Origin of the sequence: Mycolicibacterium komossense (genome assembly GCF_025822605.1) — a bacterium.
Taxonomy (GTDB): domain Bacteria; phylum Actinomycetota; class Actinomycetes; order Mycobacteriales; family Mycobacteriaceae; genus Mycobacterium; species Mycobacterium komossense.
On record NZ_JACKTY010000031.1, the window covers coordinates 281025 to 296507 of the forward strand.

A 15483-nucleotide genomic window follows, 5' to 3' on the forward strand; every position below is an offset into this window, starting at 1 on the left:
TGTCGACGCAGACATCTCCGCCGTCCTCGCCGACATCGGCCCCCGCGTCATCGCTCGATGGTGGCGTCCGCCCGGTCGCGACGTTGGACGAACCACCACAGCACCACGCCGGCTGTCAGGATCGAAAGGGCTATGCATAGTTCCAGTACGCCGCCATAGCCGGTGATGGAGAATCCGGTGGCCCCGACGACCAGCAACACGACCAGTAGCGCGGCCAGACCGATCGACAACGGCACGAACACCTGCGGGAGACGAATCGGACGCGCAGCCTGTGGCCGATCCTTACGCAGCAGGGCGAAGCCGGCAACGGCCAACACGTGGGCGAGGATGTAACCCAGATTGCCGGTCACGATGATGGCCAGCGGCTGCTGAAGCACAACCAGCAGAACGACATTGAGCACCAGCATCACGTTCAGCGCGCGTACGGGAACACCGCGGCTGTTGAGCTTGCCCATCGAACGAACGGTGATGCCCTCCTTGCCCATGTTGAACAGCACGCGGGAGGCATCGGCGACCGAGGTCAGCATCACCAGCAGCAGGGACGCGATGAGGCACAGCACCATGACGTCGGCGCCGGCACCGGTCAGTTGCGAGAAACTGGCCACGAAGAACGTCGAGGGGTCCGCGCTGATCGCCTGCTCGCCGGCGAATCCACCGAGGGTGAGCGGAACCAGGAAGAACACACCCAGGCAGAACAACGCCGAGGCGCGAATGGCTCGTGAGGTGTCCCGGACCGGGTCGCGGTACTCCGAGGAGAAGGTGGCACACACCTCGATTCCCAGTGTGGTCCAGGCCATCACGTACAGCCAGACGATCGCGGTGTGCAGCCCTTCCAGCCCGTGCAGGTTCCACGTCAGGTCCATCGGCGCCCAGTCGGCGTTGAACGGCGGGAAGAAGATGAAGACCGCCAGCGGGACCATCAGGATTCCTGCGGTCACGTAGACGAAGGCCATGGTGACCCGCACGCCGACGATGTTGATGCCGTACAGCAGGAAGATGACCCCCAAGCCGATGAGAATAGGGAAGCTCAGGTGCAGCGGACCGAAGTCCACCGACCACTGTTCGTCGGGAAACCACTGCGACTGCACCAGCAGGCCGGTCAAGGAACCGTAGGTGGCCAGGTTGGATCCCCATGGCAACCAATACCCCACCCCGGCCAGGGGCGCGAACCACGGCACCCGCTTCTTCCATGCCTCGGCCGCGTACCCGGAAATGCCGCCGGACGCGTTGGGGAACATCGCGGCCAGCTCGATGTAGATCCAGTTCACCGCCATCGAGATGGCCATCGAGATGGCCCAGAGAACCGCCGCGCCCCATCCGCCGAGCCCGGCGATCGAGGCGCCCAGCGTGGCGATCAGCGCGGCCGGCATCGTCATGGCCATCGCGAAACCGTCGAACCATCGCATCTTGCGGGGCAACACCTCGTCTACCGAATGCAGCGCGATGGCATCCTCATTGGTCGCCATGAAAAACCTCCAGTTCTCGATGCTAAAGACTTGACACGTATGTCGGGTCGCCTGTGTGTTGGCGGCGCCGCGCGTGCTCGCGGCTCACTGTCGTGGATTGTGCAGCGCCAGCGGAATTCTCATTCGCCTTGTGGTGCCGCTCACAGGGTAGACCTTCGCGCGCAGATTCGCAGCATGAAACGAAAAATATTGCGCTTCAGTATTTTTCATTGATTTTTGGCATGCAGAAACCTCCGAGTGAACCTATTGGTCACCACTCGGAGGTTGGCCGCGGCGTCGATCAGCGCGCCGAAATCACGACCCGCTTGATTCAATCAACCTGCTGCACTGGGCCTTTCACGCCGGACGAAAGGAATCGTGTGCCGCGCGGGCAGCGTGCTTGACCATGATGTGACGGGCGACGGTGTACTCGGCCACGGCGGCCTGGCTCATGTCCTTGCCGAAACCGCTGGCCTTCACGCCACCGTGCGGTGCCTCCGACGCGATCGGCAGGTGGTCGTTCACCCAGGTGACCCCTGCCTCGATCGCGTGCGCGGTGCGCAGTGCCCGTGCCACGTCCACCGTCCACACCGACGACGCCAGGCCGTACCGGCAGTCGTTGGCGAGCCTGATGGCCTCCTCCTCATCGCGGAACGGCAAGGCCACCAGTACCGGACCGAACACCTCGCTCTGGACGATCTCGGCGGACTGGTCGGCGCCGGTGATCAGCGTCGGCGGGTAGTAAGCCCCGTCGCCGTCGGGAACGACACCTCCGGCACGCACCGTGGCCCCTGCCGCGACGGCACGCTCGACGAAACCATGCACCCGGTCTCGATGCTCGGTGCTGATCAGCGGCCCGATATCGGTTCCTGCTTCGAGCGGGTCGCCTACCGTGATTCTGGCGAAAGCCGCAACGAGCCGGTCGACGAGATCGTCGAACACGGACTCGTGGGCGTAAACCCGGGTGGCGGCGGTGCAGTCCTGCCCGGAGTTGTAGGTCGCGCCCATCGCGATACCGTGCGCGGCGTCGTCCAGATGCGCGTCGTCGAACACCAGACACGGTGCCTTGCCGCCGAGTTCGAGGTGCACCCGCGCGCCGCGAACCGCGGCGGTCGTCATCACCTGCCGGCCGGCACGGGTGGACCCGGTGATCGAGATCAGCTGCACCCGTTCGTCGGCCACCAACGCCGCCCCGACCGATTGATCACCGGTCACCACCTCGAGAACCCCGGGCGGGATGCCGGCTTCCACGGCGAGTTCGGCGATGCGCAGTGTGCTCGACGGTGTCGTCGGGGCCGGTTTGATGACGATGGTGTTGCCGGCGGCCAGTGCGGGACCGATCTTCCACAGGCCCATGATGAGCGGGAAGTTCCACGGCGCGATACCGACGACCGGGCCCACCGGACGCCGAACGATCATCGAGGTGTAACCCGTGCTGAGCAGGCCGGCGCCGGTCTCCTCCAGCGAGCGTCCGGCGCCGGCGAAGAATCGCAGGTTGTCGGTGCCGAACGGAAGCTCCCCATCCCGGAAAACCGCTACCGGCTTGCCGGTCTCGGCAACTTCGAGCGCGGTGAGTTCGGCAGCGTGGGTGTCGATGAGGTCGGCCCACCGCAGCAGCGCCCGCGCGCGTTCACCGGCGGTGCGCCCCGACCATTCCGGAAACGCCTCGGCGGCAGCCGAGACGGCCTGCGCGGCCTCGGCGATCGTCGCCTCCGAAACAGTCGTGGTCGGTTTGCCGTTCGACGGGTCCACTAGCACCCGCTCACCGCCCGACCCCGGAATCCGTTGTCCCCGGTGGAATCGCCCTGCGGTCATGCTCTCACTCCTCAACTGTTGAAGCCCACACCGAATCGGTCGAGTGTGCGCAAAAGCGAACCCCTGCGGCCTGTTTCGTCCTCACGAGCGAGGGCGACACGGGTCAACTCGACGGCGGGCCACCGTAGCGGTTCAGGCGGGAAGGGCACTGCGGTGCCGGTAATGGCCTTGAGCTGGGTCCGTTCGGTCTCGCGGCCGGCCAGCAGGTCGAGTGCCACGCCGGCACCGAATCTCGTCGACGCCACACCCAGACCGGTGAATCCGACCGCATAGGCCAACTGGCCCCGCATGGCGGTTCCGAAGATCGGGGTGAACCGGGTGGTCGTGTCGATCACGCCGCCCCAGCGATGGGTGAACGGTACCTCCGCCAGCTGCGGGAACGTCTCCCGGAAGTGGCGCGCCAACAGACGGTGCGACCGATCGCGCAGCTCCAGATCCGGGCTGACGGCATTGCCATAGTGGTAGATGGCGTCGTAGCCGCCCCAGAGGATCCGATCGTCTCGGGTCCTACGGAAGTAGTGGAACTGATTGCCCGCATCGGTGAGTCCCTGGTTCTGCGACCAGCCGATCGAGTCCAGCTGCTCGGCAGTCAACGGAGCCGTCGCCAATACGTAGTCATAGACCGGCAGAATCCATGCGCGCAGCCGTCGCAGGAGCGGCCGGTAGGCGTTGGATGCCAGCAGCACCTGTGCGGCGTCGACGGTGCCGTGGGCACTGCGGACGGTCAAGGTGCCGCCATCGCGGGTGATTCCGGTCGCTGCGGACTGCTCGAAGATCTTGGCGCCCAAGCCTTCTGCCACCCGACGCAGGCCGAGCGTCAGCGCCATCGGGTCGACCAGACCGCCGCGCAGCGACCGTAGTCCGCCGAGGAATGCCTGCGAGTGGATATCGGCGCGGACCTCGTCGCGGTCGAGGAAGCGCACCTCTTCGCCGTGGCGCGCATAGTTTGCCACCGCTTTGCGCAGCGCTTCGTACTCGTGCGCAGTCCTGGCCAGCGTGGTCTTACCGATGAGGCGCAGATCGGCGTCGATGCCGTGTTCGTCCAGGAATGCGGCGATCTGCTCGACATTCTGCCGGCCGAGGCGCTGCAGTTGGTCGAGTTCGTCCGGCCACATCGCCTCGCCGTGGGCCAGACCGTGGGTCAGCGATTCGGCGACAAAGCCGCCGTTGCGGCCCGACGCACCTGAACCCACCCAGTCCTGCTCGAGTATGACCACCCGGCGTGACGGATCCTCGGTCAACGCTTCGATGGCGGCCCACAGACCGGTGTAGCCGGCGCCGACGATGGCCAGATCGGCGCGCACCGTGCCACGGAGGGCCTCGGTCTGGGGACCGGTTCGAATTCCGTCCCACCACACTGGGCGCGGTTCGGCGTCGCGCAACTCGTCGATCATCGCGCGACGTCCGGGACGGTGAGCAGCGGCGTCTGGTCGGCGGATCTCATGTGGGGCTCCGGGATCTGTTGGGACTGTCCATCACGGGTCGGCGGTGGTAGCGCGACGATAGTTGCACTGAGATTCAAGGAATGCAAGAGGGAAAAGCGCACGTTGAGCCGTTCCCACGGGTAGACCCTGAAGAAATGTTCAAGAATGTCTACCAAAGCGGCGGGTTTTTTGGCACAGTGACCCACAACAAGACCGACGATGAAATTCGAGGAGGTGCCCTGTGGCAGTGAGCCGCACAGAACGACGCGCGAGGCTGTTGCACGCCGCGCAGCGTGCCGTGATGAAGCATGGCGCCGACGTTCAGCTCAATCAGGTCGCGGCCGAAGCCGGCCTGACCTCCGGCGCGGTCCTCTACCACTTCCCCGACGTGCAGTCACTGCTCGTTGAGGCCAACCGCGCCGGTATGGAGCGGTTCTACGACGAGCGGATGCGCACGATCGAGGGCATCGCCGAACCAGACCGCCGTTTGGTGGTCACCATCGAATCGGGTCTCCCCGTCGACTCCGACGATCCGGCGGTGAAGCTGCTGTGCGAGCTCGGCGGTGCAGCCGGGCGTTACCCCACATATGGTGTCCTGCTGACCGCGCTCTTCGATCGGCAGGTGGCGATGTACCAGGTGATCCTGGAATCCGGTGCCGCACAGGGGGTTTTCTCGCTCACCTCACCCTCGTTGGCCATCGCCCGCAATATCGTGGCACTCGAGGACGCCTACGGATACCGCATGGTGGCGCGTCATCCCAGCCTCGATGCCCATGCATCGATCGAGCAGATTCTCGACTACGCACGGGTGGCAACCGGCCACCCCCTCCCCCGCCGCGAGTCAGGCGAAAGGACCCAACGATGACCGAGCCCCTTACCATCATGTTCTGGCCGGAGTCCGCCTACGGACCCACCAACCAGTGCATCGGCGTCGCGACGAAGCTGCGCGAACGTGGCCACCAAATCGTGTTCGCCGCCGAATCCTCCTGGGCCGGCAAGATCAGCAAGTTCGGTTTCATCGAGGAACTCGTCGACCTGGCGGCACCGGCCGAGGGCGCCGGTGAAGGCGACGCGGGCCAGTTCTGGACGGATTTCATCGCTGAGACCGCGCCCGAGTTCGCCAAACCAACCATCGAGCAGCTCGAAACCTTCATCAAGCCGACCTTTCAGGCCCTCATCGACGGCGCCAAGTACTGCGAGCCGCGGTTACGCGAGATCATTGCCAAGCACCAACCCGATGTGATCGTCGAGGACAACGTCGTCCTGTTCCCGGCGCTGGCCACCGCGGGCAAACCATTCGTGCGCTTCATGTCCTGCAGTCCGCTGGAACTACCCGGACCCGATGTGCCGCCGCCGTTCTCGGGGTTGCCCAGCGATGACAGGTCCCAGTGGGACGCCTACGTCGCAGAGTTCGATCGGGCACTGCGGCCCATGTGGACGGATTTCGACGCCTGGGTCCGCGAGCAGGGCGGGGCGCCGCTGCCCGAACTGGAATTCATGCCTCGCGACAACGCCGCCACGCTCTACATCTATCCTGCCGAGGCCGACTACACCGACAGACGTCCGCTCGACGAGTCGTGGACCCGGGTGGACTCCAGCATCCGGGAGACCGATGAGGATTACGCTGTGCCCGCCGCCGTGGCCGACCGCCCCGAGGACAGCGCCCTGGTGTATCTGTCGCTGGGTTCCCTTGGCGGAGCAGATGTCTCGTTGATGCAGCGGCTGATCGACGTGCTGACGACCTCCCGGCATCGCTTCATCGTGAGCATGGGACCGCAGGCCGACAAGATCACCCTCGCCGACAACATGGTCGGAGCGCAGATGCTGCCCCAGACCAAGATCATTCCGCTCGTCGACGCAGTGATCTCACACGGTGGCAACAACACGACCACCGAAGCGCTGCACTTCGGCAAGCCGCTGATCGTGCTCCCGCTGTTCTGGGATCAGTACGAGAATGCCCAGCGCATCGACGAACTGAACCTGGGTGTGCGGCTGGACACCTACCACTTCACCGACGACCAGTTGACCGGCGCACTGGAGCGCGTACTGGCCGATGGCGCACTGCGCGAACGGGTTTCCCAGATCGGTGAACAGGTCCGCAAGCGTGACGGGTTGCGCCTGGCGGCCGATGTCATCGAACGTGTCGGGCGCGCCCATCGCCCCACGCCCGCCTGACCCGTGCAATCCGACTCGACCGGCCTCCTGCCGGTCCCGGTCGACCTGCTGCGTCTCGGCGACCGGCACGGACTGGCCATCGTCGACCGCGGCGGCAGGCTCTCGGCGGTACCCGCCGTCGCCGTCGCCGACGGCGACCGGTGGCGACGAGCCGACCCCGGTGATGGGACGGCCGAGGCACTGCTGCAGCTACTCGCCGGCACGCCAGGTCATTCAGCGCAGGGACGGTTCGAGGTGGTGTCCTGGACCAGCGGGCCCGCGCCTACGACCGAACGCCCGATCACCGTTGATCAAACCAACGAATCGATCATCGTCGGCGACCGCGCAGTGGTGAAGTGGGCCACCCATCTCGAACCCGGTCCGCATCCGGCACCCAGCAGGCTTGCCGCCTTGACCGCGGCGGAGTTCACCGCCATGCCGACGCCGTGGGGGCTGGTGACCTGGACACCGCACGACGGCGCCGAGACCCTGGTCGCGACTGTCACCGGCTACCTGCCCGGCGCTGTCGACGGCTGGACCTGGGCGGTGGAACTGTTCAAGGATGCCGCCCGGTCGGGTGATCACACCACTGTCATCAGTATCTGCTCCTCGCTGGGAACGGTGGTCGCCGACTTGCACGCGTCGTTGGCCGCCACCGTCACCACCTCGACCCGCGCCGACGCGCAACGCTGGCGCGACGGCGCGTTCGCCACCCTGGCTGCCGCCCGCGAACTGGCCACCCCGGCTAACACCCAGCTACTGCTCGATCTCGCCGAGCAGATCACGGCCGTCCTCGAGCGGCTGTCCACGCTCGTGGATATCCCGATCTTGGACGCGCACGGCGACCTCCACGTCGGTCAGGTGCTGCGCACCGATGACCAGCTGGTGGTCGCCGATTTCGACGGCAATCCGGTGCTCCCCCCGGCCGAGCGGGTGCTGCCGGTACCGGCGGCGGTCGATCTGGCCGGCATCCTGCAGTCCTTAACCCACGTCGCGATCGTCGCGGCCGAACGCAGCGAGCTCTCGCCGGAGCGCCTCGCCCCGGTCGACGCCGATGCTCGCGGTTCCCTGCTCGACGCGTACCTGCACAGGCTGTCCCAGACCGGGCACGCCGATCTGCACATCGAGCACGCGCTGACAGCTTTCCGGCTGCAGCAGGTGCTCCGCGAGATCGTCTACGCCGGTCGCCACCTGCCACGTTGGATGTACGTCCCCGACGCGGCGTTACCCGCCCTCCTCGAAGAAATGAGCCGATGAACCCCGACGGATTCGCCACCGACCTCGCCCGTAAGCCAGATGTGCTCTCGAAGCTCGCCGACTCACTGGCACAACACAATCCATGGTCCCGGGTGCTGCCCGCCGAGGTATCTCGGGTCGTGTTCGTCGGCATGGGCTCATCGGCTTACGCCGGCGGTGTGGCCGCCGCTCGGCTGCGCGCCCGCGGTATCGGCGCAGTCTCCGAGATCGCGTCCTCGGAACTGCTGCCGGTCTGGGGTCCGGGCACCCTGGTGGTGGCGACATCGGCGACGGGCGGCTCGGTGGAAACCCTGGACGCACTGGACCGAATCGATCCCGCCGCGACCACCGTGGCGCTGACCAACACCGCCGGATCGGTGATCACCCAACGCTGCGATGCGACGGTCGAGTTGCTGGCCGAGCCTGAGGTCGGCGGGGTCGCCTGCCGCAGCTACCAGCACACCCTGGCGATCTTGATGGCGCTCGAATGCCAGTTGACCGGTACACCCACTGACGACCTGGTCACCGCGATCGGCACGGCCGCGCGGGCCAGCGATGAGCTGCTGTCCACCGAGAATGACTGGCGCCCTGAGGTATCCGAGCACCTGCTGGGTCAGGACGAGACCCACTTGTGCGCGCCAGCGCACCGCTTGTCCTCCGCGCAGCAAGGTGCGTTGATGTTCAGGGAAGGTCCCCGTCGGTCGGCGATCGGGTGCGAGAGCGGTGATTGGAGCCACGTCGACGTCTACCGCACCAAGAACACCGATCTGCGCGTGCTGGTGTTCGCGGGATCGAAATGGGAGGCCCAGATGGCCGAATGGACGGGTCCCCGCGGCACCCGCGTGATCGGCGTCGGCGGAACGGTTCCTGGCGCCACCGGCACAGTGCGCTACTCAGGAGACGATATCGACGATGTCCGGCTGCTCACCGAGACGCTCATACCTGAGTTGGTGGCAGCCCGGGACTGGCAAGCCGCGGCCGCGACGTAACAGCGCGCCCCAGGAGACCACGCGACATGTTCGACGAAATGCTGCTACAGCGCCCGACCCGCACCTATTCATCGGCCGGCAGTGCCGCCGGATTGCTGGCCGCGCAACATAAAATGCGCAAAGCCGGGGTACCGGAGCAGGCGATCAAGGTGTTCACGGACTTCTACCATCAGCTCGAGCACGGCGCGTCGGGACTGATTCCGGAATCGGATATCGAACCGCTCACCGATATCCCTCACATCGACCATCTGGACTTCGACACCCCGACGCTGCGGGCGGCCGCCTCCTCGACGGTGGTGATCAAACTCAACGGCGGTCTGGCCACCACGATGGGGATGGAGAAGGCGAAATCGCTGCTGCCGGTGAAGGATGGGCAGTGTTTTCTGGATCTGATCGTCGAGCAGATCCTCCACGTCCGCAGGCAGTACGACGTCGACCTGCCCGTGCTGTTCATGAACAGCTTCCGCACCAGCCGCGACACCCTGGAGGCGCTGGCCCCCTACCCCGACCTGGCGCTGGACGGGCTTCCGCTGGAGTTCGTGCAGAACCGTGAGCCCAAGCTCACGGTGGCCGAACTCGAACCGATCTCCTGGCCGGCCGATCCCGAGCTGGAATGGTGTCCTCCCGGGCACGCCGACCTGTACACGGCCTTGGACGCCTCGGGGGTTCTCGATCGGCTCATCGCCTCCGGCTATCGCTACGCCTCGATCTCGAACGCCGACAACCTGGGCGCCGTGCCCGATCCCGCCATGATGGCGTGGTTCGCCACATCGGGTGCCCCGTACGCCGCGGAGGTGTGCCGGCGGACACCCGCCGATGTCAAGGGCGGTCACCTGGTGGTGCGCCGCAGCGACGGGCGACTACTGCTTCGCGAGGGCGCGCAGGTGCCGGCCGAGGACGCCGAGCGCGCAGCCGATCCGACGATCCACCCGTACTTCAACACCAACAATGTGTGGATCGACCTGCGGGCGCTGCGGGAAGCTCTCGACCGTTCCGCGGGAGTACTCCACCTGCCGCTCATCCGCAATGAGAAGAACGTCGACCCCGTCGATCCTGGCAGCCCGCGCGTCATCCAGATCGAATCGGCTGTCGGCGCGGCGATCTCGCTATTCGAGGGGTCGACTGCGATCGAAGTCGATCGAGACCGGTTCCTGCCGGTGAAGACGACCAACGATCTCATGCTGATCCGCTCCGATGTCTACAGCGTGGCTGCCGATCGCCGTTTGCAGACCACCCTTGACCGGATCCCCCTCGTCGACCTGGATCCTCGTTTTTTCGCCAGGATCGCCGACTTCGAGGCGCGCTGCCCCGACCCACCGTCCCTGGCGAACGCCACATCGTTCACCGTGCGCGGGGACTGGACGCTCGCCCACGACGTGTCCGTCGTCGGTAACGCCCGGCTAGAGGATCTGCGGTCCCCATGCCACGTACCCGCGGGCATCGTCCTGGGGGATCGTTCGTAGCGTTGGCACATGTCGATCTTCACCGACCCGACCCGTCTTGCGGATGTGCTCTACGGCTGAGGCGTGCCGAACATTACCAAATGGCTTCAAGGACTTCTGCTCCCGGAAAAGACTCAGCAGCAGAGGTTTCCGCGAGCGCGTTCGCCCGCATTCCGTCGTAGGGCCACACCCATCCCACGGCCAGCGGCACCGATCTGGTAGGCAGTGCCACGCAGGTTGCGGAGCGGATCAACGAACTGCGGACCTTGGGGGCCGGCAAGGTCACCCTCGGCGGGTGGCCGCCGATAGACGAGGCCGAGTACGTAGCGCATTGATCCTCCCGCTGCTCGAACTCGTCTGACACAAATCACTTTGGCAGTGAACGACTTCGTGATGCTGCCGACGCGGATATGGTCAGTCAGGTTCAGAGCTCGCACCGTCGTCGCCAAGAGTCACGGCCCGTCGGGGAAGAACCCTGCGCGGCAGCCGGGAGATGCTTGGCGACTCTGTTACGCAAACACACCGTGACCATTGCCGACTGGTTCTCAGCGGATTGGGAAACCCTGACGTTGGAACGACTCTCGCATCCGATGCCGGCCGTGCAGTCCTTCGCTGGACCCGATCCGCCAGGCGAGGCGGTCGAGCACCCAGTCAGCCGGCCGTTCCTGCTCGCTGTAGTACTTGCCGATTCGTTCGCTGTAGTCCTGCAGCCCTGACTCATCTAGACTGCGATAGGTTTCCTTGTGCAGCACGACATCCTGAGAGAACCGCGGCTTGATGTCTGCCGGATCATTGGGATCTGGGAGGCCGATTGCGAGCCCGAAAACCGGAAATGTCCACGCGGGCAGGCCCAGCTCATCACAGACGGCATCAACATTGTTCCTCAGCGCACCCACGAAGGTGACGCCGTACCCGAGCGATTCAGCCGCCACCGCAGCGTTCTGTGCCGACAGAGCGACATCGACAATGCTCGATATCGTGCTGTCGAGATACTCGGCGCCGTCGGTCGGTAAGCCATGCTCGCGGGCCACCGACACCGATCGCGCCCAGTCTGCTACCCAGACAAAGAAAACCGCCGCATCGCGCACCAGCTGCTGATTGCCGGCCAAGTCGGCCAGCCGGTCTCGCCGAGCCGGGTCTTCGACCTGCACGATGCTGGCGAACTGGAAGTTGGCCGATGTGGAAGCCGACTGTGCCGCTGCGACGATGAGCTGTAGCTCGTCGTCAGGAAGCTCGCAAGGGACGAAATGCCGAACCGTGCGGTGCCGAATCAACAGCTCGATCGTGGAGTTCCCGATCTCCGGCGGAAGTTCGTAGTCTGTGCCGTAGCGCTTCGTCAACGCAGCGCCGATGAAGCCGTCGGTCATGCCGTCCTTCGGGTTATGAGAAGACCAAACTTGTTGATCTCGGCTCGGGGGAATCTATCGCCAGGCTCTAGTCCTGGTCGCTACTAACAATCAACGAGACTTCAAGCATTCCCCCGACCATGCGGAGATCACATCGACCTCATGGAAGCCACTCAGATGCCCTGGCCCGCAGCATGAGCCACTGTCGGTCCGCCCGAATGTGCACCGGACCGCCGGGACACAGAGCCTCGCAAGAGATTTCGACGGGCCTATCCGCGCCTCTGATCGAGTCCCGTCACGCTGTGACGGTCAGACGATGGTCAGCACCGAGACTACGGGGGTGCGCCGATTCACGGACTGCGCGACTGGGGATCCGGCAACCGCCCGATCCCAGATGTCTCGGATGGTGTCATCGTCAACGGCGCCGGATATCGCCGCGGTCACCTCGACCCCACGGTATCCGGGGTTTCCCTCCGATTCGATACCTGCCCAGCGCAGCACATTCTCGAATGTTCCTGACACTGTCACCTTGACACTGTGGAGTTGCACTCCGCGCACTGTCGCATGCATGACGACGCCGGCGATCAGGCAGCCGGCCACCGAGGCGATGAAGTATTCATGCGGTGTAGGGGCGGTGTCATCTGCCCGAATATCACCGGGCTGGTCGAAATGGATTCGGTGACCCCTGACCTCGGCCTCGCTCTTGAACCCGGCCGTCCATGCCGCTTTGATCTCCCAGGGTCCGCTGAAATCGCGGACCGTCCGGGCGTCGGACAACTGACCGATCAGGATGGTTCGGTCGTCGGCTGATATCCCGTTGACGGCGCTATCTTCGGTCGGTGCTCTGTTCCCCAGAGGGGGGTGATGATTGTCGTGTTCGGACACCATGCGCCAGACTTTACGGGCGACAGCCGCGCGGACAGCAGCAGAGGACGAACGTGACCAGACGATCCGAGGAGTACGAGGGGCCCGGAGCCGGCGGGGCTAACGCCCAGTTCGCGATACCTGTGCTCGATGAATTGCTCTGCGGCATGTACTGGGGGGAGAACATCTGCTGGCGCCTCGATGAACGTGCGGGAGCCGGCCCGGCCTTTACCGCTGCCATGGTGTCGGCGTTGGGGCGGTCGGCGTCATTCGACCAGGTGTACGCGATTGCGACCGTGTCCGGACCGATGTCGTTGGCGTCGGTTTGCCACGTCAGTCCCGCGGCCGAGTCGTCCGCTGTCGTTGCCACGCTGCGCCGGGCCACTGAATCCGGGCAACGCGCGTTGGTGGTTGTCGACCTAGAAGAGGTACGAAAGCTCAGGGCCGGCAACGATTTCGAGTCCTTCGTAGCGGAGATCGCCCACGCCGCGCTGACCAATGGCTTCATCGCACACTGGTTCGGCACCGCAGCCGAGGAGTTGGCCGGCATCGAGTCATTGGCACAGTGCGTAGTCGATGTCCGTACGGGAAACCTGCGGGTCGCTCGAGCTGACGGCAGGGGCACCCACACGCGGGGTGCGCAGTTACCCTTTACGATCGATACCGGCCAGATCGTGGTCGAGCCGCCCAGTGTCACTTCACTATTGGGCAACGGTCTGCGCGCTATCCGTCGTGAACGCGGCTGGAGCCAGAGTCAACTGGGCGAACTGATCGGCATATCCGGCAGCGCCATCTCGCAGACTGAACGCGGACAACACGCATTGTCCCTGGAGACCATCGTCGAACTCACCGACAAGCTCGGCGTCTCCATCGACCAGCTGCTGCGCGGCCGAACCCCTAGCTACGAACTGGCCAGAGCCACCGAACCCGGGCATCGCGCTGCAGGCGGGCCGACCCGATTTCTGATCAACGACCCAACGCTGCGGCTGAGCACCATCCTCGCCCGGATCGCGCCACGTGGCGCGGCCTCTCCAAGCATTGATCCCTTAGCGACCCAGGTATTGCTGGTCGGGCAGGGACTGGTCCAGGTGATCCTGTCATCGGATCGACCTATTCTTCGACAGGGTGACGGTCTCCTCGTCAGATCGGGCGGCATCATCAGTTGCCGCAACCTCGGCACGGATGAAGCGATCGTGTTCATACACGAACACAACTGACGCGCACACCCCCAACTAAAGCCCTGCTTTAGCCGGGGGATGAAATTGAGCTGATTCTAAAGCTTTCATTCAATCAAGGCTGGCTCAATACTTCGACGCATGTCACGCCTCTCGACGCTTGCGCTTGGGTGCCTGCTTGTCACCGAGGCAGCGCTGTGTACCGCCTCCGGATAGGCAACGAGCCATCGACATCCGAGCACCGATCAGCGGTGCGGCCCTCAAGGCCCACTCGCCGGGGTAGCTCAAACATGTTTCAGACAGGAGATCACCATGACCGCAACGTCGTGGACCGCGGTCGAGCCGTACCGCGGCGTCGAAGATGACGAGTTCGAACGCTGGCGAGCCAGGGCGGCCGCCGTTGCCGATGAACTCGCCGGCACCGCCGTGCAACGCGATCGTGCCAATCAGAACCCTTTTCCGGAGATCGGACTGCTTCGCCAGAGCGGGCTCCTCGGGTTCGCCATACCAACCGAATTCGGCGGTGCCGGCGGTAGCCTTCCACAGGCGCTGATCTTGGGGCGGATCGTCGCCGCGGCCGACGGTTCCATCGGTCAGCTGCTCCTCTACCACTACTCCAACGGCGTGTGGTCCTTCATCCTCGGCACTCCCGAGCAGTGGGAGTTCATCGCCCGAGGTGTCGGCGAGAGCGGCTGGTTCCAGGGCAGCGTCAGCAATCCGCGTGACAGTGGTTTCGACGTGGCCGGTACCGATGACGGCGGCTATATCCTCAACGGGACAAGAACTTTCGCCACTGGCGTCGCCATCGCCGACTACATCACTGTGGGATTCCTCGACAACGGAACCCTGCTCAATGCGCAGATCCCGCCGGATCGGGCAGGCCTGGTGTTCGGCGACGACTGGGATAACCTGGGTCAGCGCCTTACCGCCAGCGGCAGCGTCACTTTCGAGGATGTGGTGATCAGGCACGACGAGGTGTTACGCGGCGTCTCGGAATACCCCGGCGACCAGCTGCTACGCGAGGGCCTGCGCGCGCAGTTCAGCTTCCTGATCTTCGCGCATCTGTACCTCGGAATCGCCGAGGGCGCATTGGAATCCGCCGCCCGCTACATCCGGGAGAAGGGCAGGCCGTGGCCGGAGGCCACCAGTAAGGTGGCCACCGAGGATCCTTACGTCCTGCAACTCCTCGGCAAGCTGTCCGCCCAGATCGCCGCGGGAGTCGCTCTGGCCGACGATGCCGCGGTCACCTTCAGCACTGCCTTGCGCTCGGACAGCCTGACGGCCGAACAGTGGGGACGGCTGGCACTGCGGGTGGACCAGGCCAAAGTGGTTGCCACTGAGGCCGCCCTAGACGCCACGCAAAACATCTACCAAGCGACCGGTGCCCGATCGACGGCAAATTCTGTCGGACTGGACATCTATTGGCGCAATGCGCGCACCCACACCACCCATGACCCCCTGCCATATCGGCAGCGCGAAGTCGGCAATTTCGTCCTCAACCAGATCTTGCCTTCACCGCTGGCGTTCAACGATTCCGCCGAGGCCAGCTCGACGGGAAATCCCGTGTGATCGTTAAGCGGCATGCGATATCGA

Annotated in this window: 12 protein-coding genes; 7 read left to right on the forward strand and 5 right to left on the reverse strand. The window is 65.0% G+C overall.

Translation table 11 applies throughout. The features are described 5' to 3' along the window. Window positions 1-47 precede the first annotated feature (47 nt). The 3 genes from H7J73_RS19170 to H7J73_RS19180 all read right to left on the reverse strand — a co-directional run bounded on the left by H7J73_RS19170 (window position 48) and on the right by H7J73_RS19180 (window position 4654). Window positions 48-1466 carry an APC family permease gene (locus H7J73_RS19170; protein ID WP_264069150.1) on the reverse strand — a complete coding sequence of 473 codons (1419 nt, stop codon included), beginning with the start codon at window positions 1464-1466 and terminating at the stop codon, window positions 48-50. A gap of 336 nt (window positions 1467-1802) precedes the next feature. Next, the gene (locus H7J73_RS19175; protein ID WP_264069151.1) at window positions 1803-3260 is read right to left on the reverse strand and encodes an aminobutyraldehyde dehydrogenase; all 1458 of its coding nucleotides are present in this window, start codon (window positions 3258-3260) and stop codon (window positions 1803-1805) included. Between the two features lie 11 nt (window positions 3261-3271). Continuing rightward, on the reverse strand, window positions 3272-4654 hold the full coding sequence (locus H7J73_RS19180; RefSeq protein WP_264069152.1) for an NAD(P)/FAD-dependent oxidoreductase: 1383 nt from the start codon (window positions 4652-4654) through the stop codon (window positions 3272-3274). A gap of 277 nt (window positions 4655-4931) precedes the next feature. On the opposite strand from H7J73_RS19180, the gene H7J73_RS19185 reads away from it, so the two are divergent. The 5 genes from H7J73_RS19185 to H7J73_RS19205 are packed head-to-tail and all read left to right on the forward strand — an operon-like array spanning window position 4932 to window position 10526. After that, window positions 4932-5549, forward strand: coding sequence for a TetR/AcrR family transcriptional regulator (locus tag H7J73_RS19185; RefSeq protein WP_264069153.1), 618 nt, complete (start codon window positions 4932-4934; stop codon window positions 5547-5549). Continuing rightward, window positions 5546-6859, forward strand: a complete 1314-nt coding sequence (locus H7J73_RS19190; RefSeq protein ID WP_264069155.1) for a glycosyltransferase — start codon at window positions 5546-5548, stop codon at window positions 6857-6859. The genes H7J73_RS19185 and H7J73_RS19190 overlap by 4 nt, the downstream gene beginning before the upstream one ends. A gap of 3 nt (window positions 6860-6862) precedes the next feature. Beyond that, window positions 6863-8095, forward strand: a complete 1233-nt coding sequence (locus tag H7J73_RS19195; RefSeq protein WP_264069156.1) for a glucosamine kinase — start codon at window positions 6863-6865, stop codon at window positions 8093-8095. Continuing rightward, window positions 8092-9063 carry an SIS domain-containing protein gene (locus tag H7J73_RS19200; protein WP_264069157.1) on the forward strand — a complete coding sequence of 324 codons (972 nt, stop codon included), beginning with the start codon at window positions 8092-8094 and terminating at the stop codon, window positions 9061-9063. Before H7J73_RS19195 ends, H7J73_RS19200 begins: the two co-directional genes overlap by 4 nt. 26 nt (window positions 9064-9089) lie before the next feature. Then, entirely contained in the window at window positions 9090-10526 is a 1437-nt protein-coding gene (locus H7J73_RS19205; RefSeq protein WP_264069158.1) for a UTP--glucose-1-phosphate uridylyltransferase, read from the forward strand. A gap of 524 nt (window positions 10527-11050) precedes the next feature. Here the strand turns inward: H7J73_RS19205 and H7J73_RS19210 are convergent. Together H7J73_RS19210 and H7J73_RS19215 are read right to left on the reverse strand one after the other, a co-directional pair. Then, entirely contained in the window at window positions 11051-11872 is an 822-nt protein-coding gene (locus tag H7J73_RS19210; protein ID WP_264069160.1) for a nitroreductase family protein, read from the reverse strand. A 288-nt stretch (window positions 11873-12160) separates the two neighbouring features. Then, window positions 12161-12739, reverse strand: coding sequence for an OsmC family protein (locus tag H7J73_RS19215; RefSeq protein ID WP_264069162.1), 579 nt, complete (start codon window positions 12737-12739; stop codon window positions 12161-12163). Window positions 12740-12789: 50 nt separating this feature from the next. Here H7J73_RS19215 and H7J73_RS19220 point away from each other — a divergent pair, with 50 nt between their 5' ends. Beyond that, a complete protein-coding gene (locus tag H7J73_RS19220) occupies window positions 12790-13932 on the forward strand; it encodes a type II toxin-antitoxin system RelB family anti-toxin (RefSeq protein WP_264069164.1) in 1143 nt (380 codons plus the stop codon). A 270-nt stretch (window positions 13933-14202) separates the two neighbouring features. After that, window positions 14203-15459, forward strand: coding sequence for an acyl-CoA dehydrogenase family protein (locus H7J73_RS19225; RefSeq protein ID WP_308207431.1), 1257 nt, complete (start codon window positions 14203-14205; stop codon window positions 15457-15459). Window positions 15460-15483 lie beyond the last annotated feature (24 nt).